The sequence below is a fragment of the Fibrobacter sp. UWH9 genome (assembly GCF_900129715.1).
Taxonomy (GTDB): Bacteria; Fibrobacterota; Fibrobacteria; order Fibrobacterales; family Fibrobacteraceae; genus Fibrobacter.
In genome coordinates this window covers 162,790-184,801 of sequence record NZ_FQWP01000002.1, presented here as the reverse complement: position 1 = coordinate 184,801, position 22,012 = coordinate 162,790, and the positions used below count along the sequence as shown (strand labels likewise).

Annotated in this window: 18 protein-coding genes and 1 tRNA gene; 11 read left to right on the top strand and 8 right to left on the bottom strand. The window is 49.9% G+C overall.

Going from position 1 to position 22,012, the window contains the following annotated elements; all coding sequences use genetic code 11:
* Positions 1–30 precede the first annotated feature (30 nt).
* Together BUB94_RS02545 and BUB94_RS02540 are read right to left on the bottom strand one after the other, a co-directional pair.
* Positions 31–963: an FISUMP domain-containing protein gene (locus tag BUB94_RS02545; protein WP_249269328.1), complete on the bottom strand. Its 933-nt coding sequence runs from the start codon at positions 961–963 to the stop codon at positions 31–33.
* A 53-nt stretch (positions 964–1,016) separates the two neighbouring features.
* Positions 1,017–2,129: a glycosyl hydrolase family 8 gene (locus BUB94_RS02540; protein ID WP_073156367.1), complete on the bottom strand. Its 1,113-nt coding sequence runs from the start codon at positions 2,127–2,129 to the stop codon at positions 1,017–1,019.
* 76 nt (positions 2,130–2,205) lie between these two features.
* Here BUB94_RS02540 and BUB94_RS02535 point away from each other — a divergent pair, with 76 nt between their 5' ends.
* The 3 genes from BUB94_RS02535 to BUB94_RS02525 are packed head-to-tail and all read left to right on the top strand — an operon-like array spanning position 2,206 to position 4,605.
* Positions 2,206–3,069: an NAD(P)/FAD-dependent oxidoreductase gene (locus BUB94_RS02535; protein ID WP_073156369.1), complete on the top strand. Its 864-nt coding sequence runs from the start codon at positions 2,206–2,208 to the stop codon at positions 3,067–3,069.
* 9 nt (positions 3,070–3,078) lie between these two features.
* On the top strand, positions 3,079–3,960 hold the full coding sequence (locus tag BUB94_RS02530; protein ID WP_073233982.1) for a radical SAM protein: 882 nt from the start codon (positions 3,079–3,081) through the stop codon (positions 3,958–3,960).
* A gap of 39 nt (positions 3,961–3,999) precedes the next feature.
* Entirely contained in the window at positions 4,000–4,605 is a 606-nt protein-coding gene (locus tag BUB94_RS02525) for a fibrobacter succinogenes major paralogous domain-containing protein (RefSeq protein ID WP_073156375.1), read from the top strand.
* A 145-nt stretch (positions 4,606–4,750) separates the two neighbouring features.
* On the opposite strand, the gene BUB94_RS02520 is transcribed toward BUB94_RS02525, so the two are convergent.
* Positions 4,751–4,824: transfer RNA gene (locus BUB94_RS02520), tRNA-Pro, on the bottom strand.
* A gap of 62 nt (positions 4,825–4,886) precedes the next feature.
* On the bottom strand, positions 4,887–5,360 hold the full coding sequence (locus BUB94_RS02515; protein WP_073156378.1) for a Smr/MutS family protein: 474 nt from the start codon (positions 5,358–5,360) through the stop codon (positions 4,887–4,889).
* A 178-nt stretch (positions 5,361–5,538) separates the two neighbouring features.
* Here BUB94_RS02515 and BUB94_RS16130 point away from each other — a divergent pair, with 178 nt between their 5' ends.
* The gene (locus BUB94_RS16130; protein ID WP_175549673.1) at positions 5,539–7,767 is read left to right on the top strand and encodes an ABC transporter permease subunit; all 2,229 of its coding nucleotides are present in this window, start codon (positions 5,539–5,541) and stop codon (positions 7,765–7,767) included.
* Positions 7,768–7,779: 12 nt separating this feature from the next.
* A complete protein-coding gene (locus tag BUB94_RS02500; RefSeq protein WP_073233980.1) occupies positions 7,780–8,523 on the top strand; it encodes an amino acid ABC transporter ATP-binding protein in 744 nt (247 codons plus the stop codon).
* Between the two features lie 72 nt (positions 8,524–8,595).
* On the opposite strand, the gene BUB94_RS02495 is transcribed toward BUB94_RS02500, so the two are convergent.
* Positions 8,596–10,545, bottom strand: a complete 1,950-nt coding sequence (locus BUB94_RS02495; RefSeq protein ID WP_254793641.1) for a M6 family metalloprotease domain-containing protein — start codon at positions 10,543–10,545, stop codon at positions 8,596–8,598.
* 130 nt (positions 10,546–10,675) lie between these two features.
* Here BUB94_RS02495 and BUB94_RS02490 point away from each other — a divergent pair, with 130 nt between their 5' ends.
* On the top strand, positions 10,676–12,715 hold the full coding sequence (locus BUB94_RS02490; protein WP_073233974.1) for a glycoside hydrolase family 3 N-terminal domain-containing protein: 2,040 nt from the start codon (positions 10,676–10,678) through the stop codon (positions 12,713–12,715).
* A 12-nt stretch (positions 12,716–12,727) separates the two neighbouring features.
* Here the strand turns inward: BUB94_RS02490 and BUB94_RS02485 are convergent, their stop codons facing one another.
* The 3 genes from BUB94_RS02485 to BUB94_RS02475 all read right to left on the bottom strand — a co-directional run bounded on the left by BUB94_RS02485 (position 12,728) and on the right by BUB94_RS02475 (position 16,210).
* Positions 12,728–13,561 (bottom strand): lauroyl acyltransferase, encoded by an 834-nt coding sequence (locus BUB94_RS02485; protein WP_254793640.1) that lies wholly within the window; start codon positions 13,559–13,561, stop codon positions 12,728–12,730.
* Between the two features lie 152 nt (positions 13,562–13,713).
* Complete coding sequence (locus BUB94_RS02480) at positions 13,714–15,054, bottom strand: UTP--glucose-1-phosphate uridylyltransferase (RefSeq protein WP_073156389.1); 1,341 nt, start codon at positions 15,052–15,054, stop codon at positions 13,714–13,716.
* A gap of 7 nt (positions 15,055–15,061) precedes the next feature.
* A complete protein-coding gene (locus BUB94_RS02475; RefSeq protein WP_073156392.1) occupies positions 15,062–16,210 on the bottom strand; it encodes an MraY family glycosyltransferase in 1,149 nt (382 codons plus the stop codon).
* A gap of 131 nt (positions 16,211–16,341) precedes the next feature.
* On the opposite strand from BUB94_RS02475, the gene BUB94_RS02470 reads away from it, so the two are divergent.
* The 5 genes from BUB94_RS02470 to BUB94_RS02455 are packed head-to-tail and all read left to right on the top strand — an operon-like array spanning position 16,342 to position 21,951.
* A complete protein-coding gene (locus tag BUB94_RS02470; RefSeq protein ID WP_073233972.1) occupies positions 16,342–16,725 on the top strand; it encodes a hypothetical protein in 384 nt (127 codons plus the stop codon).
* A 9-nt stretch (positions 16,726–16,734) separates the two neighbouring features.
* Entirely contained in the window at positions 16,735–17,604 is an 870-nt protein-coding gene (locus tag BUB94_RS16335) for a Cof-type HAD-IIB family hydrolase (RefSeq protein ID WP_073156395.1), read from the top strand.
* 27 nt (positions 17,605–17,631) lie between these two features.
* The gene (locus BUB94_RS02465; RefSeq protein ID WP_139260108.1) at positions 17,632–20,115 is read left to right on the top strand and encodes an NPCBM/NEW2 domain-containing protein; all 2,484 of its coding nucleotides are present in this window, start codon (positions 17,632–17,634) and stop codon (positions 20,113–20,115) included.
* A complete protein-coding gene (locus BUB94_RS02460; protein WP_073233969.1) occupies positions 20,112–21,209 on the top strand; it encodes a glycosyltransferase in 1,098 nt (365 codons plus the stop codon). Before BUB94_RS02465 ends, BUB94_RS02460 begins: the two co-directional genes overlap by 4 nt.
* A 52-nt stretch (positions 21,210–21,261) precedes the next feature.
* On the top strand, positions 21,262–21,951 hold the full coding sequence (locus tag BUB94_RS02455; RefSeq protein ID WP_073233966.1) for a hypothetical protein: 690 nt from the start codon (positions 21,262–21,264) through the stop codon (positions 21,949–21,951).
* The last annotated feature ends 61 nt before the right edge of the window (positions 21,952–22,012 follow it).

The following is a 22,012-nucleotide window of genomic DNA, read 5'->3' as shown; positions in this document are numbered from 1 at the left end:
GTAAAAATCGTTTCAGGAATTTCGTTAGGTTTAATCCTTGATGCAACGGAGGCTTGCGCCGTGTTCGGGGTTGAACTTTTCGAACTTGGCGGTATCCTTGTCGTGGAAGAGAACCACCACTTCGCCGTTAGAAACCCAGAAGTAAGCCTTTTGACCGGCTCCTTCGAACTTGCGATCCTTCATGGGAACGTCGCTCTTGGCGAAATGTCCGCCACCAGCCTTGGCGCCGAATCCCAGCTCGTCCTTGCCGTTGCCGTAGATGCCGGTACCCTTCAGCGGATCCCAGCCGTAGCCAGCCTTAAGGGCGGTGCCAACCTTGCTGCCGGTGCCGGCGTAGGTCAACAGGATGTTCCATTCTTCCTTGGTGGGGAGGTGGAAGCCATCAAGGCATGCCTTCTTGGCGTTTTCGAAATTGTAGAGGCGGCCCCAATGATTGCACTGGGCGCAGACGGAACCGCTGGCTGTTGCGTAGTTCATGTTTTCGGCAACCCAGAGCTGAGAACCGATGCGAATCCATTCGTAGGCGTAACCATCACGAGGGTCCTTATAGCTTCCGCTTGTGAGAGGTTCGCCTTTTTCGTTAAAGTATTCCCCGAATGCAACTTGCTTATTTTGTTTGTATTCGGCCTTGGACGATACGTTTCCGTTCTTGTGGTAACGTACAACCATACCATCGATATAGCCGTCTTCGTAGTTGTATTCGGCCTGCAGGGAGCCGTCGTCGTAGTATTCCTTTGAAATGCCCTGCTTGCGGTCGTTGACGTAACTGACTTCGCGCTTGAGGTTGCCGTTCTCGTAGAATTCTCTTTCTGGTCCCTGCTTCTTGTCGTTGACGTAGGTGGTTTCGGTGCGAACCTTACCGCTAGGATATTTCTCTACGCGGATGTCGTCACCACATGCTGTAAGGCCAATGGAAAAGAGTGCCGAAGCGATTGCAACGCAAGCGATTCTCTTGATGTTCATTCTAACTCCCTTTTTTTTGTTTGATTTTTACTTGTCTCGATTTTTCTCATTTCTTAAAATGAAATTTTTCCGGCGGTGGCTAACAGGCCAATCATGTAGAGCATGCCGTCGTAGTAACGCCAAAATCTAAAGGGGACGGACAGGGCTGCCAAGTCTTTTACAAAGGGCTTGATCAGGGAATCGCCGGAATTGAGAACTTGAGTGGCGGCCGCATTCATGGCAATTAGACCTGGGGTGGCAGGGCGCCCGCGACGAGGGTAGTCTCCGCCGTCGACTGCGTAGTCGGACAGGTAAGGTCTCCTGCTTTCGAAGTAGAACAGCTGGCGTTCGCAAATGTCCTTTTCGCTTGGATCGCCATTGAACAGCGCATAGTCTAAGCTCAAATTCAACGCCGCACGCCAGGCGTCGCCGCTGTAGCAGTTGGCTTCGGTATGCCAGGGCTTGGATACCGGTGTTCCGTCGTATTCGGTGTAGTCGGCATAGAGGCCTGTTTCAAAGTGGGCGGCCTTCTTGAGGAACTGTCGGCTGTTTTCAGCGATGGTCAGCCAGGTGTCGTCGCCAGAGGCCTCGGCAAAAGCCTGGTAGAAAGCGGGGGCGTGGTAGCTGGGATTGGTAAAGTCGTTTCCGTCTACCGGAGAGAAGCGAATCATCTTCTGGTTCGGGTCGATGATGGGGCCCACGTTTTCGCAATGGGGTTTGTGAATGAGCCAGTTGATCAAGTCGACGGCTTCATCCTTAAGGTCGGGGCGTCCGAATTTTTCGGCGGCGATCAAAAGTGAAATGGCGAAATACTGTTCAGCGCTGGGGGAGGAACCGGGGTCGATCATGCCGAAGTTCATGGTGGACAGCTGCCATGAGAAATAACCGACGTGGGGACCGCTGTTGTTTCGGACGTAACGTTTGGTGAAGTTCCACAGTTTGTCGAACTGTTTTTCGTGACCGGTGAGTGCGGCAATGAACATGCCGTAACCCATACCTTCGGAGCGGATATCGTCGTGTCCGATGTCGATGATGTAACTCATGTCGTCGGAAGCATCGAAGCAGATTCGTTCGTCAATGGGATCGCCTTCAAAGAGCTTGCTATAGGCATTCTGTATAAGCTGCCTTGCAAAGTTTGGGCCGTAGCCTGCCTCTACAAACATGTCTCTAGGTTTATTACGTTCCATCGTCCTATCCTACTGAAGTAAAACAAAAACTTTATTTCAAAATAAATAAATTATGGATAGAAAAATGAGAGGTATTATGTCTGATGTATTGATTTTGGGTTATGGCCCGGCTGGTGTGTCCGCTTCCCTGTATGCCCTGCGTGCAGGTCTGGATGTTCAACTGGTGGGCAAGGATAGTGGGGCCCTTGGAAAGGCTCATTTGATACAAAATTATTACGGTTTGGAGAAACCTCTGACCGGTGAAGAATTGCTCCAGGTTGGTAAAAAACAGGCGCTGGATCTGGGTGCCAAAATTGCCGAAGATGAAGTGACCGACCTGATGTTCAACGGTTCCGAATTTGTGGCCACGGGCTTGAACGGCGAGTATCGCGGAAAGGTCTGTATCATGGCCACAGGCGCTGCCCGCAAGAAACAGCCCCTGCCGGGAATGGCCGAAATGGAAGGTCATGGCGTAAGCTATTGCGCAGTGTGCGATGCCTTTTTCTACAGACAGAAAAACGTGGCTGTCATGGGAAGCGGCGAGTATGCCCTGCACGAAACCATGGAACTTTTGAACGTGGTGAATTCCGTGACCCTTCTGACCAATGGGGTTCCCCTGACGGCAAACTTCCCTGAAAATGTGAAGGTGGTTGACCGCAAATTGAAAGGTCTAACTGGAGAAGGTTCCTTTAAGGGTGTCGTTTTTGACGATGACTCCACCGCTGAATTTGACGGCTTGTTCGTTGCGCTGGGAAGTGCCAATGCAACGGATCTGGCTTTGAAGGCTGGCGCCGCTTTTGACCAGGGCAAGCTTGTGCTGGACGAAGATCTGCAGACCACGATTCCTGGGCTTTATGCGGCTGGCGATTGCACCGGCGGCATCTTGCAGGTTTCTGTGGCTGTGGGCGAAGGCGCTCGCGCTGCAATGGCTGCTATCAAGTACCTTAGGGAAAACCGCTAGGATTCAGCTTTGGTTGCCGTTCGTCGCATAACCCTGCTGACTAATCCGGACGTCTGCAATTTGCGCTGCCCCCTGTGTTTCCTGTATCAGCGGAGGGCGACCTTCGGTGAAATTTCTGGAATTACCGGGGAGATGCCTTTTGACGTGGCCAAGGCGGCCATTGAAAAATATGGGTTGACGCAGGATGAAAACGGCAAACGGATTTTACGAGAAGTAATTCCCAGCACCATGGGCGAGCCCTTGCTTTATTCCCGCTTTGAGGACCTGCTGGAATTGTGCGGTTCCCTGGGGGTGCCCATGAACTTGACCACAAACGGGACCTTTCCTGGAATGTGGAATGAAAACGCCAACATGATCCGCTTGCTGCAGGGTTGCAGCGATATCAAGGTTAGCAGTCTTGCTTCGGAATGCTTTGATGGCTGGAAGCGGAATGTGGAACGTCTGTTGAAAATTCGGCAGGGCTTGCCTAAGGCGGCCTCCGTTTCGATTCAGGTGACGTTACATCAAAAAAATCTGATGATGATTCCCGAATTGATTGCCTGGGCGACCGTTATTGGCGTTGAACGGATCAAGTGGAATATGGTGGTTTTCCTGAGTGAGGCCGATGTTCTGTTGCGGCGTGAATTTGAGCTGGACCGGAGTGTAGGCGAACTGCGGGAATACATTTTAAATTGCTGCAGAATGTGCGGGAGTTCGCTGAGAAACGAGGGTAGTGTATTTGCCTTGACCTCTGGCGAGAACGCCCGCGGATATTCTCTTGAGGCGGGAACTTGCCCCTTTGCAGAAGAATTGTGGATTTTGCCCGACGGCTCGGAACAGCATTGCCCCAATCCCGAAAGACGTTTTGGAAATAAGGAAGCGCCGGAAGCCAGGTGCTGTTTTATTAGGTAAATTTGAGGGACTTGAAAGTCTAATTTTTTAAGGTTCAGTATGAAATTTCGTGGATTTGTCGTAGGCGTGATTTGCCTTATGCTTGTGGGAACATCTTTTGCCGCCCCAAAGGCAAAGAAAAATGAAATCAAGGATAAGCGGGATAAGCAGAGCTACCGCACCATTACGGTGGATAACCGCGTATGGATGGCCGACAACCTGAATTTTAAGACCGAGGGCAGTTTCTGCTACAAGGATGAAGAAGATCAGTGCATGGCTTATGGACGCTTGTATACTTGGGAGGCTGCTCAGAAGGCCTGCCCCGCAGGCTTCCGTCTGCCAACTCATGAAGATTTTGAAAGCTTGTGGACTGCGGCCGGTGCCGACTTTAACGCAGGCTACCTGCTAAAGACGGATTACGGCTGGAATGGCGATACCAATGGGAACGATACTCTAAAGTTTAGTGCCATGCCGGCGGGGAATCGTTTTGACGATGAGACTTATGGCAATATGATGAAGTTTGCCTTTTTCTGGAGCAGCGACGATAAGCTGGAAGGGATTGCTCCGGGGAGTGCCCGTGTGTGGTATCTGACCAGCAAGAGCATGGCCTTTGGGTATATGAGCAAACCCAAGGAATTCGGATTTTCTGTGAGATGCGTGAAGTAGGGGTGGACTGCTAACTGAACGGCGCGAGATGAGGCTACGTCTTCGGGGGGACAGCGCGAGATGAGGCTACTTCGTAGCCTCTGACGCTTCACCTCGGTCATAAAAACGAAGAAGACCACTCTTTGAGTGGTCTTCTTCGTTCTAGTCGGAATAGCGAGATTCGAACTCACGACCTCTTGCTCCCGAAGCAAGCGCTCTACCAGACTGAGCTATATTCCGTTTTGGTGAGACCAAATATAGAATGTGTCAGGAACTTTTTAAAGGGGTTTAGGGTAAAAAAATCATTTTTTTGCCCTGGGCTTGCCTTTTGAGTTGAGTTTTGGGGTGGGTTTGCCTAGTTTTATGATGCTGGAACCTGCGTTGTCGGGTTCTACCTTGTAGAGGGTAATGCGGTTGCTCCATTCGGAACGGGCCTTGCGGTCGATAATATGCTTGACGTTGCCGTATTCGGGGTTTCCGCCGCCGTGGATGACTCGGAGGACGCTGAGACCGGCAATGAGCAGGTCATCGATGCGGCGCTCTACGGCTGCTGCTGCTTCGTCGGAGGTCATTCCGTGGAGGTCGATTTCGTCTTCGGGGACGGGAAGATCCCAGCTGGAGGGGCTGCGGCGCATTTTCTTGCCGCGGGGGCCGCGGGTCTGGGGGCGAGAGGCAAGCTCAGCTTCTTCTGCCTGCTGGCGAGCCTTGTCCTTGTCTTCCATGCGGTGGTTCATGATCCATTCTAGCTGAAACTTTTCATCTTCGTTCAGATCCATAAGTGCGTCCCTTCTTTTTAGCGGCACCAAATGTAGAAAACAAACGTTTTTTTCCCAAATGTTTTTGGATGTTTTTATTCTAGTTAGCGTTTTTAAATTATACGTCCATCAAATAAATAAAGAAGACTGTTCTTATTACTTATATTTGAGGCGTTATTTTTTTCATAGGAATCGGATTATGGTTCGTAACGCTTTTAAGATGGTGGTGGCCCTTGCCTTGGCCATTTCTTCTGTGGCTTTTATGGGCTGCTCGGCTGGTGGTGACGATGCCTTGGCAAACCGCGTGCACAAGGTTTCCGACTTGGCCCACAAGAAGGTGGGTGTGCAGATTGGTAATACTGCCGATATTTACGCCTCTGAATATGGTGGCGATACCGCCAAGATCGATGTGGAACGTTTCACCAAGTTGGCTGATGCTGTCCAGGCTTTGAAGCAGGGCAAGATTGACGCTGTTCTTCTGGATGACCAGCCGGCAATTTTCTTTGTGAAGCAGAATCCCACCCTCCGCATTCTGGAAGAGACTTTTGTCGAGGAAACTTACGCTGGCGTTATTGCCAAGGGTAATGAAGGTCTTTTGGACACCTTCAATCTGGTGTTGAAGGAAATGCATGAAAACGGCATTTTCGATTCCTTGATGGCTACTTATATCGGCGGTACCGGTTCTTACCATTACACCCAGAAGGTGAAGGAAGGAAAGCCTCTGGTGCTGGCTACCAACGCCCAGTTCCCGCCTTACGAATATCACGAAGGTGAATTCATCGTCGGTCTTGAAATCGAGTTGGCTTATTACCTGGCCGATAAGATGGGTCGCGTGCTGGAAATCCAGGACATTGAATTTGATGCTGTAATCAATGCGGTAAGTTCTGGCAAGGCTGACCTTGGCTTGTCTGGTTTCACTGTTACTGAGGAACGCAAGAAGTCCATTAACTTTACCGACAAGCTGGTGGATAATAAGGTGGTCGTCATGGTTCGCAGCGATGTTAAGGCTAGCGAACTTGACAATAAGGTTTTTGCAGTTAGCGATCTTGGTCATAAGAAGGTGGGTGTGCAGATTGGTAATACTGCCGATATTTACGCCTCTGAATATGGTGGCGATACCGCCAAGATCGATGTGGAACGTTTCACCAAGTTGGCCGATGCAGTTCAGGCTTTGAAGCAGGGCAAGATTGATGCTGTTCTTCTGGATGATCAGCCGGCTATTTTCTTTGTGAAGCAGAATCCCACTCTCCGTGTTTTGGATGAAGCTTTCGTTGAGGAAACCTACGCAGGTGTTATTGCCAAGGGTAATGAGGGCTTGCTGGATACCTTCAATTTGGCTTTGAAGGAAATGCATGAAAACGGCATTTTTGATTCCTTGATGGCTACATATATTGGCGGCACCGGTTCTTACCATTATGCCCAGAAGGTGAAGGAAGGAAAGCCTCTGGTGCTGGCTACCAACGCCCAGTTCCCGCCTTATGAATATCATGAAGGTGAATTCATCGTCGGTCTTGAAATCGAGTTGGCTTACTACCTGGCCGATAAGATGGGCCGCGTGCTGGAAATCCAGGACATTGAATTTGATGCGGTCATTAATGCAGTAAGTTCTGGCAAGGCAGACATTGGTCTTTCTGGTTTTACCGTTACGGAAGAACGTAAGAAGTCCATTAACTTCACCGATAAGCTGGTGGACAACAAGGTGGTGATTCTGGTCCGTACTGGCGAAGTGGAAGCCTCCCAGGAAAGTTTTGGCGAAAAGTTCCACAAGAACTTCATCAAGGATAACCGCTGGAAGTATATTGGCGAAGGTCTCCGCAATACTTTGGTGATTTCTTTCTGTGCCGCACTTCTCGGTATTTTGATTGGTTTCATTGTGGCCATGGTCCGCGTGAACCACGAGTTTAACGGCAAGTGCAAGATTGGCAACTGGATTTGCAAGGCTTACCTGGCAGTGATTCGCGGTACGCCTATGATGGTCCAACTGTTGATTATTTACTACATCGTGTTTGCTTCTGTGAACGTGAATAAGCTGCTGGTGGCGATTATCGCTTTCGGTATTAATTCCGGTGCCTACGTTTCTGAAATTATCCGCGGTGGCATTAAGGCTGTGGATCCGGGGCAGATTGAAGCTGGCCGCAGTCTTGGTCTGAAGTTCAGAACTGTGATGATCCATGTAGTTTATCCCCAGGCATTCAAGAATTCTCTGCCGGCTTTGACTAACGAATTTATTTCCCTCATCAAGGAAACTTCTATTTGCGGCTACATCGGTTTGACTGACTTAACCCGCGGCGGCGACATTATCCGTAGTTTGACTTACGAAGCCATGTTCCCGTTGATTTCTGTGGCTATCGTTTACTTCATCATCGTGGCAGGCCTTTCCGCTTGCGTCTCCCGTCTTGAACAGAGACTGAAGAAGAACGAACGTTAAGGAGGTGCGACAATGAGTGAAAAGCAAGTAATGATCGAAGTGAAGGATCTTTGTAAGTCTTACGGCGAAAAGCAGATCCTGAAGAATATCAATGTTGAATTTCATAAGGGTGACGTGGTGGCCATTATCGGACCTTCCGGTTGCGGTAAGTCCACTTTCCTGCGTCAACTGAATTTGCTGGAAAAGCCTACTAGTGGCGATATTCTGCTGGACGGCAAGAGCATTTTGGACAAGAAGATTTCCAAGCCCACTATCCGCGCCCGTGTAGGCATGGTGTTCCAGCAGTTCAACCTGTTCAAGAATATGACTGCCTTGGAAAACATCATGTTTGCTCCTGTAAAGCTTGGTCGTGTGACTAAGGCTGAAGGGGAAAAACTTGCCAATGAATTGTTGGAACGTGTTGGCTTGGCTGATCGTGGGGATCATTATCCCGCTCAGCTTTCTGGTGGCCAGCAGCAGCGTGTGGCTATTGCCCGCGCCGCCGCCATGAATCCCGAAGCCATCTTGTTCGATGAACCCACCAGTGCTTTGGACCCTGAAATGGTGGGTGAAGTTCTGAAGATTATGAAGGACTTGGCTCAATCCGGCATGACCATGCTGGTAGTGACTCATGAAATGGGCTTTGCCCGCGAAGTGGCTAATCGCGTGCTGTTCTTTGCTGACGGTATTATCAAGGAAGATGGCACCCCTGCTGAAATCTTTGACAATCCCAAGGACCAGCGCCTAAAGGACTTCCTGGCGGCCATCAAGAAGTAGCCGGCACTGTCGTTACGAACTTGAAAAGGGTCGCTGGTGCGGCCCTTTTTTAATGTTCTTTGAATTGGTGGATTAACGGATTCGAATGACGGATTGGCGCAGTGCCTTTCCGTTTTTTGTTACGCGCATTAGGTAGACGCCGGCCTGCTTGGGGGAAGCCTTTAGGGCGTTTCCGTTCATGTCAAAGTACTGGATTGTGGCATCGGACAAATCCAGAGAATTGTGGCGAAGCTGGGCGATGGCTGTGGTGCTGGAGTCTGAAACAACTGTAGAATCCTTGCCAGAATTTTCGCCAGAATCGCTGCCGGTTTCTTCGACGGGAATTTTTATGGTAATTGTGAATGTCACCTGCTTGTTTTTGTAGACTAAGGCTTGCTTGATGGTGAAGGTGTCACCCGGCTTTACCAGGTTAGGCATGTGTCCAACCTTGGTAGTCATGGTGTTGAGATTCACGTTGGAGAATACGATACTGGGGCCGTTTGTATTCCACTGGGCAACGGCGCCCTTGGTATCAAACCAGTGGCCGGTGCCTTCGCCGGTGGTTTCGCTGTTCAGGTAACCATCGGGTTCAACGGCGTAGAAACTAGCCTTGGTTGCAATTTCGTTTTGTGCAATTCCGAGAGCTTCGGCGACCTTTGCTCCCTGCAAATCGACGGTCACAGGGGCGTAGCTGTCGCTGATGGGCAATTCGGTGGCGAGGGTAATTTCGGTTTCTACGAAAGGTTCTGCATTGTAATCGGTGCAATCGCCACCGAGGCAGAAACTGAGGCTGTTTCCGCTAACACTGACGTCCGTGAATTTCAGCCCAGTTTCTGCGCCACTGTACCAGCGGATTGCCGGGTAGAGCGCATCTGAAAATGCACTGTAGGAATTTGTAGCATTAAAGAATGCGCTGGTTCTGCTGCCGGGAGAGGGCCACTGGTCGTTTTCGGGATCGCTGCTGTTGCCCTTGGAATCTGCGTGTACAATTCGCAGCCCCAGTTTATCTGCGGCAGAATTCCCAGAGATGGAAAAGTCGTAGTGCTGCATCAGAATGCCGCTGCCTGTCAGCGATTTGTTTCGTCCATCGTTTTTAACGTAGGACCAGACAAAGCCTTCCTTGTCGGGACGGGCGGGGTTCTTGAAGCGGTAACACTGTTCCCCTGCAGTTGTAGAAATCTTGCCGAGATCTTCTGCGGTTACATCTACAAAGGGAATCCAGCCTTGGTCTGCGCGGTAGAAATCGTTGATTGCAACCGGATTCCAGTCGTTTGCGCGGTTGCCCATGGTGCAGTAGTCGCCGTACCAGTAAAGGTCGGGCCAGCCAAAGACCATGTGTCCATTTTCATGAATGAAAACATAGATGGAAAATTTGCCCGGCATGTCGGTCATCTGGTGCTTTTGCAGGCGGACGCCGTCGCGAATTTCGTTGGACCAGCCGGCGTGAGGCCAAAGTCCCTGTCCCCATGTTAGACCGGGACCAGCGTACACGATATTGATGGCTTCGGTAATGCCGTCTTTGTCGTTGTCGTAGCGGGAGTAATCCACTTGGGAATCGAAGTACTCGAATATTTCCTTGACCAAAACATCGGAACCGGAATATCCTTCCAGTTCTTCGTAATAAGACTTGGGATACTTGGCTCGGTACCAGCCGAAGACTTCGTTGGTAAAATCCAGTTGGCCATTGGAGACATCCAGATAGTAATCACGGACAGAACCGTTACAACCGTCACGATTGAAACCTTCCTTGTTCAGCCAGTCGGAAATTTCTTCCTTGGTGACAGGGGCGACTTGATCTGAAAAGTCCACCAGCAGGGTAAGCCCGTAGATTTTGCCCTTGGGGGAGGAGTAGTGGCTTTTTTCCATTGGTGGAGCAAACATCACGCTTGTCGTCCCTGAATTTTTCCAGGCACCTCGCGAGTTGTCAAACTTTGTGATTGCTTCGTCGGGCCAAGCTTGAACTCGCTTTCCCTGATAGACAATGTCTGCAAAGGACGTGCCGCAAAGAGCGAACACTAATCCGCCAAATAACCAATTCTTCAAACATCCCATAATTACACCTTTTTATACAATATACCCAAAAAATGGAACGTCGATTCACTTGTTTTCAATTGTACACTTGATTTGGTGTATTTTTAGTGAATTTAGACCTGATTTTGCTTAAATTTAGGATATGAAGAAAAATCGTCTCCTTTCTGCTGCTATTACCTTGTTTTTGAGCACAGCAGCCAACGCTGCTGTTCAAGGTTCTGTATTTGATGAATCGGGAGCTCCCATTAAGGATGCTGTGGTTAGCATTAAGACCTTGCCCAATCTTTTACCCGATGCCCGCACCCTTTCCAATGCTAAGGGTAAGTTCACTATCAAGGACAAGGTTGCCGATCCTCAGGTTTTGATTGTCCGCAAGACCGGTTTCTTGCCGGAAACTTTGTCTGTGGCCGCTGTCGTCGATCCCAAGAACCCGGCCAAGATTATTTTGAAACGCGATCCCATCGAAGACCAGATTGACACTTTGATGTCTGGCATGACCATCGATGACATGATTGCCCAGATGACCCAGGCCATGGTTCCAAATGTAAAATGCGGTAACAGCATTTGCGGTTCTGCCTTGCAGGGCGGTGGCGCTTACGCTGCTGAATTCTACAAGAATGCCTGGGCTCAGAAGATTCCCGTGACTTATGGAAAGGATTGCGTTCATGGTGCCGCTGACCTTATTAATGGCACGGTTTATCCTCATAACATTGGTCTTGGCGCTACTCGAGATTCTGCCCTGGTTCGTCGTATTGGCCAGGCTACCGCAGAAGAAATGTGGGCGGCTCACATTGACTACAATTTCGCTCCTGCCTTGAGCGTTCCTCAGGATGAACGTTGGGGCCGTACTTACGAAGGCTTTGGCGAAAAGCCGGAATTGGCCATTGAACTGGGTTCCGCATACCTTCGCGGTTTGCAGGGGGATCATTTTGACGCAGAATGGCGTGTTACTGGAACCATCAAACATTTTATTGGTGACGGTGGTACGGCCAAGGGATGGGATCGCGGCGACGTTAAGGCTACTGACGCCCAGATTCGTAAAACCCATTTGCCGCCTTACATTGCTGCTGTAGAACAGGGTGCCCAAAGTGTGATGGCCAGCTTCAATACTATCCGCGGTGTCCATCAGCATGTGGATTCCCTGCGCCTTACAGGTTGGCTGAAAACGGAACTTGGCTTTGACGGTTTTGTGGTTGCTGACTGGGAAGGCATTCAGCATTCCATTACTCCGGGCAATGCCGGGGATTACTCTGGTAAGATTACCAATATTTCCAGCGAAGAGGCTATTCGCCGTGCCGTTAACGCAGGCATTGACCTGGCCATGGTTCCGTCTTCTGCGGAATCGTTCGTAAGCACTCTGACGGAATTGGTGAAGAATAAGAAGGTTTCCGAAGATCGTATTAAGGATGCTGTCCGTAGAATTCTTCGCGTGAAGATTCGCGCAGGCCGCCTGGAAAATCCCAATGGTCCTGCAAAGTATGTGGGCGTTGTCGAAAATATCGGTAGCGCAGAACATCGCGCCATTGCCCGCGAAGCCGTGCAGAAGAGTCTTGTTGTTCTGAAGAACGAAGGCATTCTGCCCTTGGCTAAGGATGGCAAGATTTTTGTGACCGGATCTCATGCTGACCATACGGGTCTTCAGAGTGGTGCCTGGACTTTGGGCTGGCAGGGAACCCGTGGCGAAGTTCCTGGTGCAACTTCCATTTTGACTGGCGTAGATCAGGTGGCTAAGGGCGCTCGTGTAGAATCTGCTGACAGTGCCAATACGGTTCTTTATGTGATTGGTGAATCCCCTTATGCTGAATGGTTCGGCGATTTCCGTGAAAAGGATTTTAATAATAAGTTGTTTACAACGGAACGTTCCCACACCACGCACTTTGAAAGTACTGACGTGAACCTCAAGGAAATCAAGGCTTGGAAGGCTGCTGGCAAGAAGGTGATTCTCGTTCTGGTGGCTGGCCGTCCGTTGCCTATTACCAAGTTGATCGATGCCGCTGATGGTTTCGTGATGGCTTGGCTTCCGGGTAGCGAAGGTGCTGGCGTTGCCGACGTTCTCTTCGGTGATGTAAAGCCTACGGGCAAGTTGCCTCACACTTGGCCCAAAGACGCCAAGCAAATTCCCATTAACGATGGCGACGGAAAGAAGGGCCTGTTCCCTTACGGCTTCGGCTTGACTTATTAAGAATGCTGTGAATTACACGCGAAAATTTCCGTGGTAGTTCCAGCTCCATTCCGACGGATTTTCAGAAATCCAATTTTCAATTTCTTTGGCGATACTGGACGTTAGGCTGGTACCGCTAATTTTTATTTGATCCGTGGAATTATTCCGCTGATCAAATTTCGGAGGATAGTACGTTTCAAAACGGATGACGATTTCGTTCTTGCCGCGGTGTTGATTGCCGCGACACCCTTTTTCGCGGAACCCTTCGCAGTTACTTGCTGCGCGGGTGAAGGTGCGGAAGGTGACGATACCCGCACCCATCTGGTTTACTTTTTCGGGTAGTCGCAGGTAGAGCGTACTTGGCATTCTGAATAGCGTTTCCGTACAGCCTTTGGTATGGCGCCCTTGATCCACCACCATGGCGAGAATGGCATTTCCTTTCTTGTTCAACTTTGCTGGCGGCGCAAATAGGTTCCGCAACAGTTGGGACAGTTCGTCGGGGTGATACTCTGTCAGATGTTCATCACTGCGCAGTTCCTTCAGAAGTTGTCGCGTTGCTTCGTCACCGACGGAATCCGTAATCAGGTGGACGTTGTCGCTGTAACGGCAAAGGCTGCGATGCAATAATTCAAAGGCTCCCTGATGAATGCTGATTGCGGCAAGGGGCAGGGGCGTTCCGTCAGAACTTTTACTGCGGGTCAAGGCTTCCATCATGACGTTTTCGTTTTCGTAGACGATCCTGTCTGTGGTTCGCTTAAGTCGTGCTAGCCCGCGGTAAGAATCGATGGCGTTCCAGTAGATTCCCCGGAAAACATCGTCTGCGGTACACTTTGCTGTAAAACCCCTAAAGGCTCTTGCTTTCTGCAAATGCGCGACCGTTCTCCCGTAAGCCCGCTTCTGGTGAAGAGCCTTGTATATGGGAAATGCCACAATAAAAAGAGCTGCGAAAAACCAGTTCGGCATTCGCAGCAAAATATTCAAGGCTGTTTTGTAAAAGGTCAGCTTCACTTTTGCGGGGCTTATTCTTCGTCAAACTCCAGGATGCTCTTACCCAGTTCGCGTTCGAAAACTCGGCGGGAAAGTCCTTCGCCGGCATAGCTAAGGGCGGGGGAGATTTCGTAAAGTTTGTCGGCCTTCACTTCGCAGTGAGCCTTCTTCAGCCATTCCTTGTGGAGCTTACCGATCATGATACGAGCGGTCTTGGGACTGTCGTTTCCTTCGGCATTCTTAACCGGGCTGAATTCCTCTTCGCGGATAACACCGAAGGGCATCATGGTTCCCAGCTGGGGGAATGCGTCAAACAGGAACTGTTCAAACTTCCAGCACTGTTCAATGCCGCAAACGGTCTTGCGGGCAGTGTGCCAGGGGAGCTTGCTGGTCTGCAGCTTACGAAGACCTTCCAACTTGAAAAGGTGAACGGCAATATTTCCGCCATCGAAAGTCAAGCTTCCGTCGGGGTTCTTCATGTCGCGATATTCTTCGGGAAGGTCGCTGTATTCCACGACGCCGGGCTTCTTGTTCTGGAAGGCAAAAATGCCAACCTTTTCGTTGGGGCCGGCCTTGGGAACGACCTTGGAGGCACTCATGCTGCGGCCTTCGCTGGCGAGAGCGCCAATAAAGGCAGGGTCGCAAATGCGGCAGAGGGCGTTGTCGACACTGTAGAGGAACACGTAACGAACTCCACGCTCAATGAGCCATGCCAAAGAACCGCTCTGGGCCAGGGCGCGGAAGCAACCTCCGTTTCCATCGGGAACCAGGGCCAGATGATCTTCGCCATCCAGCACAGCCTTTCCGTCGGGAGTCAAGGCGCAAATGGTGCCCTGTTCAAAGAAACGGATGTTCTGGCGGTCCATGCCAAAGAAATTATTTTCGGTAAAGAAGTTGACTGTGGCCTCGTGGTTGAGAGGGCTAGTCATAATGCACCAGGGAATGGGATGGCCTACCTGGGCTGCCAAGTTCTGCAGACGTTCTGCCTGCAGCTGGAACAGACTCTTGTGGCTGGGGAGGCCGATGTCGAACATGCCCTTGGGACCTTCAAAGCCAAGGCGGGAACCTTGTCCACCGGCTACCAGGAATGCGGCTACTTGACCCTTGCCCAGAAGAATTTCGCCCGTTTCCTTCCAGAAGTCGTAGCGTAAGTCATCTGCTGCAATCTTGAAAGGCATAGGCTGCAGGTCTGCAGAAACATTGTCGCTTAAGTTAGCGGCGGATTTTTCTGCGTGCAGGGCCTTCAGTTCGTTCCAGTCCTGGCTTGCGATATCGCGTTCAAGATTCTTGCGGGCATCGCCGCTCAGGGTTTCCAAATGCTTCAGCAGGTCGTCCTGACCGGCTGCCTTCAAAACTTCAATAATATCTGCCATTATCAAGTTACCTAATACCAAAGAAAATCACCATGCTGACAATCAAGGCGAAGATGCTGATCAAGTGCATTCTCCACACGATCTTGGAATTCATCAGGGGCTTGCTGGGGAAACGTCCGTCCCACTTCTTCTGGAAATGATGGTGCAGAGGGGCGCAAAGGAAAATGCGTCGACCTTCACCAAAGGCCTTCTTGGTAATCTTGAACCAGGTAATCTGGAGAAGCACGGAGCAGGCTTCAGCAATGATGATGATGCAGACGATGGGAAGGAAGAGACCTGCCTGCACGAGAATGAACATAATGCCGATAGCTGCACCGAAGCCCACGGAACCGGCATCGCCCATGTAGATTTCTGCCGGAGGGCTGTTAAACCATAAGTATGCCAGCAGAGAGCCTGCAATGGACATGGCCAGGGGGAACAGTTCATCGCAACCCGGCAGGTAGGGAACGTGCAGGTAGTTACTGAAAATGAAGTTACCGCTGACGTAGGCCACCAGACCGACAAAAACCATGCTAGAAAGAATAGGCACAGAAACAAGGCTGTCTAGACCATCGGTAAAGTTGGTTCCGTTGGCGGAAGCCGCAATGACGAAAGTCATGAAGCCCACGAAAATCCAGTTGGGCAGGTGAATCTGGAAAACGTTGATGGGGCAGAAGGGGATGGTCAGGTCGCCCTTAAGTTCGGGAATGAACTTATAGCAGAAAATTGCCACCACCAGACTAAACAGGAAATACAGGAACAGACGCAGGGAACTGGAAATGCCGTCAGCCTTGTCCATATAGTCGGCTGCAGTGAGCTTGCCCAGCTTGATCAGTCGTTTGGCTCGTACCTTGGCGATATCGTCGATGGCGCCAACCGCAGAGAAGGCGGCCAGCACGGCCAGAGTCGAAATGGTGTAGCCGTTCATCTTGCAAACGAGGAGGGAGACAATTTCTACCACGACTACAAGAAGGAGACCGCCCATAATGGGGGGAGATTTGCTCTTTCCGTCCTTGTCGAAGTCGCTGGTGGCATCCAGCGCCTGCAACTTGCGGATGTAAATGGGCATGAAAACCATGACCATGATGATGGAAAGCATGGCGGCAACACCTGCGCGGAACAGACGGCCGTCGAAAAGATCAATGCTGGTTAAGTGATAAAGCCACTGGCAAAGCATAATTCAGTTATCAGTTAACAAAAAACTGTTTTACAAAAAAAGAAAAAATACGGGTCCTCATACACACATCAAATAGGTAGGTCAAATTTAAAAACATTTGTTCGTTCTGTTATTTTTCTAAATTGTATTCTATGGAAAAATTGCATATTGATTGCCCTCACTGTGGCGCCTCTTTTGATGTTGAACTTCAGGGCGAAAAGGCTAATATGATGGTCTTTTGCTGTGCCCAATGCAAAACACCCCTGATGTACTGTCACGGGGAAGTGGGCGAACTGGATCGCGATGAATTTGCAAACCTGCGCAAAAAGTTAAGTCGCGCCATAGAGGCCGCCGTTAGCCGTGATGGCTCCCTGGCTGGAGTTGCCGATGCACTCCGTCAGATGGTGGATGCTTCCAATGCTATCGCCGAAGAAAGGGAACCGGAACCTAAGGCTCCCATTACCGACGAATCCCTGGCGGCCCTCCAGAAGGAACTGGATGAAATGGATGCCGAAAGCTTCCTGGACCAGCTTTAAGGGGCCTGTATGAAAATCCTTTTCTCTGACCTAGACGGTACTTTGCTGACCGACGAGAAGCTTATCCTTGACGAGGATATGGCTGCCATTCAGCATATGTTGGATCAGGGAAACAAGTTCCTTATTACGACTGGACGTCCACTGACAAGTGCTAAAAAATTGGCCAAGAAGTATGGATTCTTCAAACCTGGCTTTTTCCTGGTCAGCTTTAATGGCGGACTTATTTACGATTGTGCCACCGAGCAGCCGATCCTTACCCGACGTATTCCCGTAGAATCCGTCAAGTCCATTATGGATGCCGCCCATTCCTGTGGTATGCACGCCCATACCTATGCCGGTGACCTGGTTATTTCAGAATATGAGACGGACCAACTGAAAAAGTACTGCGAAACGATGATGATGGACTACCTCGTTGTAGACAACGTTGTGGAGTACTTCGCCTCTCTAGAAAGTGAAACGGCTCCGGTTGCCCCCGCAGTCCCTATCAACGTGGTCATAAAGCCGTCTCCCATCAAGGTGAACGTCATTACCCCCTTCGGACACGGAAGCCTCGAAGAATTCCGAACCGAAATGCGTAAAACCACTGCCGGCAACCTGTTTGACGTTTTTAGCAAACCTGAAATGCTGGAATTTTCAAACCTGAAATCCAACAAGGGTGACGCTGTTCGATTCATGGCGGATTTCTATAAAGTCCCTCTGTCCGATACGATTGCCTGCGGTGACGAAGAAAATGACTGTCCCATGATCGAGGCCGCCGGTCTTGGCGTTGCCATGGTCAACGGATCCGAAATTGCCAAGTCCAAGGCAGACTACATTACCGAAGCAGACAACAATCATGGCGGAATTGCCGAAGTCATCCGCAAGTTCGTGATTAGATAAGATCCAATCTTTTCTAGATTTGGGTCCATGAAAAAATGGTTCGCCTCCCTTAACCTTGGGAAGAAGGAAGCATCCATTGCTGCAGCAACGCTTGCGGTTATGGTTGTAGCCTTCTTGATTTTTAACAACCTGACAGTTCCTTTCGCTAGACGTTGGGATATTGACTGGGGTTATTATTCCATCTTGTTGACCTTCATTTTGCTGTTGGTCGGTGTCGTTATAAACATCCCTTCGACCTCTAAGCATTTGAAGTCGTTCCTGCCCTCAGGAAAGCCTATGTGCGGCTTTGTCCTGGTGACCTTGATTTTTTCTGTTTTCATGTTTGGAAACATCGGAAATACCCACCGGGTCCTCAGTGATGAAACTAGCTGGGAGTCTATGGGCCTGCAGATGTATTTCCAGCATACAGGGGGAATTTGCAACGAAGGTATCTGGAATGGCGACGTTCTGGATTGCAAGAATGAAGTAAATAACTTCAAGGGCAAGGCTCTAGGATTTGTCTATTCCCTGGTGTTTAACTTTGCAGAACCGAATCGCGATACGGCCTTGTTGGTCAATTATCCGTTCTATTTGCTAAGCCTGCTGTTCTTCTTCCTGGCATTATCAAAATGGTTTAAGAATGGCTGGACGGCCCTGGCGGCAACAGCATTCCTGGGTGGTATGCCTATATACTTGTTGCAGGCCCGTTCCGCTTCTACCGAAGTGCTTTATATTTTCCTGCTCTCGGTACTTATGGCCTGGTACGCCTTTGTTCCCGCCAACAAGGTGAACTGGAAACATTTCATGCTGACTGTTCCCTTATTGGGCTTCTTTGCCCAGACCCGTCAGGAAACCGTTTTTGCGTTTATTCCCTTTGCCCTTTATTATCATAAGTATTTCCTGGAAAAGGTACATCGTCTGCCCCTCTTTGTTCTGGCGGTAATTACTGTCAGCTGGCCCTCTGTAAATACCATGGCCGCTTATCGAGGTTATGATTTCCAGGGTGGGGAGCACGCCGCTCATTCCTTTGAAAACTTGTGGTTCAATCTGAAGACTAATATTGAAGTCATGCTGAACCTGAAGGAAGACCCCTCCTTCGGCGGCATTATGGTGAACCCCTTCTATACCAGTTTTACCATTATCCTGTTGGTGGCAACGGTGTGGCTTCTGGTTCGTGCAGTTGCCTTTAAGCGTTACCGTAAGGGATTGCTACTCGGTCTAACGTTCTGTCTCCAGATTTTCGTAATCATGTTTAACGTGTCTGGAACTTTTACCATCGACATCAACCAGCGATACGTACTTGTCGCCTTGCCGCTGTTTGCCCTGATCATGGCTTTGGGCCTTTTCGATGCTCTTCAGTTTGCAACTAAAATGCGTCTCGATGCCGCAGGCAAGATTGTCGCCTTGATCGCTTGCCTTATGTCTGTGGGGCTGATGGTCTATCACGGAAACAGCTATCGCAGCAATATGCTTTACTACAAGAACAAATTGCTGGGCGAAGAAGATTACCTGAATACGGCTTTGGCCTCGTATCCCGAAAAGTCAATTTTCATCTATTCTCGTCCCTGGCAGATGCTGGCTTCTGGTCACAGCGCCTTTAGCGAACGAACCTTCATGGGTTGGGATACCGAAACATTCGCCAAGTGGTCCCAGGTTTCCAATGGCAATATCTATCTGGTCCGAGGCCAGGACGGCTATGGTGAATTGAACCGCAAGAGCCGAGTGGTTGGCTTCAAGACTACGACCCAGATTGACGGCATCCTTAACGACTATAAGAATGAACGCGTCCTGCTGGAACCTAAACTGTTTGGCTATCCTCTGGCGATTTACAAGATCATTGCCAAGAAGGGCGTGTCCGCTTACCAGCAGAATATGTTTGTCTCCGAAATGGAAAACAACAGCTTCGTGGTCAGCAAGATGTTCCCCGAGTCCATTACCTGCCAGTATAGCTTGAACGGCGAACTGCAGGAAGATCTCGTGGTCTCCCTGAATTCTGATACGCTGCAGCTTGATTCTGCAAAAATCAGGGCCGGTATGAACCGCGCTAGCCTTGAATGTCTGATGCCCGATAACGACACCATGCGCGTGCTTAAGGACTTCTTTATCGAAGATCCTAATGTTCTGCTTCTTTCATCCCTCAAGATTGATAGTTATTCTCAGGATTGGGGCTCTCCCCAGATTAATGAATCCGTAGAACATCATCGTCTAACGCTAGATGAAGAAGTCTTCCGCTACGGTATCGGTTCCCATGCAAATTCCAGCATCGTGTTCAAGCTGCCTGCATCATATAGCGTGCTGCACTCCGTTATTGGTCTAGATGATGAAAGTGCTTGCGGTGATGGTGCCAGCTTCATCATTACAGGCGACGGGCGTGAATTGTTCCGCAGCAAGCGTCTGTACCCGACAGAAAAGCAGTCTATCGATGTGGACGTCGCTGGCGTAAAAACGATTGTGCTGGGAATCGACATGGGCGGAAACAAGGATTGCGACCACGGTGACTGGGCCAACATCTGGCTGGAGAAGGCTAAGTGAAAGTCCTAGTGGCTCCTTTGGATTGGGGCCTTGGGCATGCCACTCGGTGCGTGCCCGTTATTCGTGAATTCCTGCGTCAGGGCGCCAAGGTCGAACTGGCTGTGGTAAAGTCCAACGCGGGATTGCTGCGTCGGATCTTTCCGAACCTGCGTCAGCATCTGGCTCCCAGCTACAATATTGTATATCCGAAACATGGCTATAACATGGGGCTGTGGCTTTTGAAAAATGGAGCCCATCTAAATAAGGTGATTCGTTTTGAACGGATGTATGCCGAAAAAATGGTGGAGTCCCATGGCTTCGACGTCCTTGTTTCTGATAACCGATTTGGTTTTTACAGCAGGAAGGCGAAGTCGATCTACATGACGCATCAGCGCCGTATTGCGTTCCCTCCGATGCTATCGGCTTTTGAACCTACGGGAATCTTGTGGCATGCTGCCGTCATGCGCCATTTTGACGAAGTCTGGGTTCCTGACTTGCCGGAATATCCGGGCTTTGCCGGAAGAATGTCTCACGTTTCCCTTGCGCCCCGTCCTATAAAGTTTGTGGGGGCCCTGTCTAGATTTGCGGGGCAGGAGACTCGACAAAAAGAACAGGCGGCGCCGAAGTACAAGTTTGTTGCCGTGGTTTCTGGCGTGGAACCGGCCCGAAGCCGTTTTGAAAATATGCTGAAAGAGGCTTTTTCAAAAATTGAAGGACGCCACGCTATTATCATGGGACGTCCCGCTCTGGGTGTAAAGAACTGGAACGAAGGGAATGTGGATTTCTTTACCCACCTGGAAGATGAAGCCTTTGCCGAAACCATTCAATCTGCAGATTGGGTTGTTTCCCGTGGAGGATATTCGACCATTATGGATATGGCCGTTCTCAAGGCGAAGTGCATTTTTGTTCCGACTCCCGGACAATACGAACAAGTTGTTCTTGCCCGTGATTTAGCGGAAGCCAGGTCTGCGTTGACTATTGATGAAAAGAACTTTGACGACCGTAGTTTGTTGCAAATGATCTCTCAATCTTCGGATGACGTTCGGCTCCCTGATACCCCAAAAAATGAACTTTTGAAACAGGCCGTTCTGCAATCCTTTAGAAAAAGAGTTTGATAAAAAAATTGGTACCGTAATAAAAAAGTCTAACTTTATAAAAAGAGAATTTATGCCTCAGTTTGTATTAGCCTTTCCCATGACCTGCGAAGCTTCCGCTCCGGTGGTTATCAACGAAAATGTAACCTTGGCCGCCGATGCCAAGTCTGCCATTATCCCTGGCTGTACGGTCATGTTTAATGTGGTTCGCAAGGAACATGTTGATGGACTTGCTGGAATCTTCAGGGAACACCAGGATATTTCTGCCGATGCCGCTTCCGCTATCGAAGCTCACAAATCCTTGCTGTTCCTGCTGGGAGAAGCTAAGAATGTTGACGAAGTGAATCAGGTGAACATGGCAATTCTCAAGATGTTTTCTGCAGGCGCCCTGGGCGTTTACATGCAGCAATCCGGTGCCGCCTGGAGTGTCGAGGGGTTCCGCGAAGAAGTGGGGGATGGAGAATATCCCATGGACCCGTGGATTAATTTCGTAGAAAATGGAGACCTTCTCTATACCCTGGGCTTGGCCTGCTTTGGCTTGCCGGATCTTTGTGTCTCAGCTTCCGAAGAAGATGCCCAGAGCAAGTTGCTTTTTGTGGCAGATGCCTTGTTTGGTGATGGCATTCCGGCAAAATCCGGTTCTGAAGTGGATCTTGAAGAAGACGGTATTTATGTCCTACGTCTTGAAACCAAGAATCCCTTCCCCAAGGATTCACCGGAATTTAACCGTCAGGGGATTTTCCGCATCGTTAAGAAAAAGTAAAACGAAAACAAAAACACCCAACCTTGCGGCTGGGTGTTTTTTTGGGGGGTTAGGAGGAGAA